The following is a 1,516-nucleotide window of genomic DNA, read 5'->3' as shown; positions in this document are numbered from 1 at the left end:
CTCACGTCCCGGGCTTGGCGGCGTGACTTCAAGATTTCTTTGGCTGTGGCTACGATAGAATTTATTACCGATGTTTTTTACCGTGAAATTCACATTGAAGTTGTCTTGATTAAGCGGCTGCCAGTTTACGAAAATATCATGTACGCCGTATCCGATACGTCTTCTCGTTTCGACTTTCGGCGCAGCGCCCGTTTTATACTCTTTAGACTGAGCATAGCGACCTAACCAACCGATCTCTAAATTCGGTTCAACAAATTTATACGAAACACCGGTACTCCATTGACGACCTTGCGGAATAACATTCAGCGGATCATTAGAAAGCGCAAAGTCCGCTTTCGGATCGGCATACGCCACACCGGCGGTTAATTTTAATGCGTTCCATTGATAATCCAACTCGGCTTCATAACCTTTCGTTTTTAAGGTTCCCGCATTGCTAATGATACTGTTGGTCGTTTGATAGAAGTTTTTAACTCTTTGCTCGAACACGCTGCCTTTTAAATTAAAATCGGCATATTTCCATTCAAAACCGACTTCCGCCAAACGTACGTCTTCGGTTTTCAATTTAGGATCGATAAAACGTAAGCCTCTGGCTTTATCTAATGAACCGCGGTTATCGGTTATGGTATTTGCCGAAGCTAAAATAGGGCTGCGACTTGCATAATTTAATTTAGCATTCAAAGCAAAATTCGGTGTAATGTCCCAAATCAATCCGAAACTCGGATTTAATCTTTTATCGGATACCGATTTATTACCGGCAAGCGGTTTACCGTTTTTATCCACTTTACCCGCTGTATCCAAATCATAGTAATCATAACGTAACCCTGTGGTTAAGGTCAGCACTTTACCTAAAGACCAAATCCCTTCGGCATATAATCCGTATTCGAATTTTTGTTCGCCTTTAATATTGCCGAACGAATTCTGACTACCTGTCTGCTCTTTACGCAGATTCACACCATATTTAAACAGATGCTCTCCGCCAAATTCGCTGGTAAAGCCTAAATTAGCCCCCGTTGTTTTGGTTTTAGAACTACGTTGATAACCGGTTAATTTATTTTGCTGATAATCTTCTCGCTTATCCGTCCCTAAAATATGGAACACATTCGCTTTAACGTCTCGAGCAAAGCCGATGTCTTTCGCATCATACTCAAGGTTGTAGGTACGTTTGGTCGTGTTCGCATTTACCGGGCGGCTATTAAAAATCATCTCGAAACGATCTTGTCCCGCACCATAAAACGACTCTTGACGGAAACTTAAGCCGATACGCTGTTTATCGGTAATATCATAGCCGAATTTCGCCAAATAATTACCTTGACGACGAGCGGTATTATTCACTACTCGGCTATTTTTATTCACCGCATCCGAATAACCTTTACCCGCCTTATAGTTTTTATCGTCTCCCCAACTGCCTAATAGCAATACATCCAGATTATTCGCTTGTCCATAGAGTGAAAGCGAATCGTTAATGCCGCGATTACTGTTATATTCGGAACCGATACGCGCACCGAATGATCTGCCG

Annotated in this window: 1 protein-coding gene; it reads right to left on the bottom strand. The window is 42.2% G+C overall.

What is annotated here, in order from left to right; translation table 11 throughout:
- On the bottom strand, positions 1-1,516 hold a 1,516-nt coding region (locus DAE25_RS22585; protein WP_107768543.1), incomplete at both ends, for a TonB-dependent receptor plug domain-containing protein.

This window comes from Nocardioides terrigena (assembly GCF_003047265.1).
Lineage (GTDB): Bacteria > Actinomycetota > Actinomycetes > Propionibacteriales > Nocardioidaceae > Nocardioides > Nocardioides terrigena.
The sequence above is the reverse complement of the archived record's forward strand: the minus strand, read 5'-3'. Positions and strand labels throughout refer to the sequence as shown.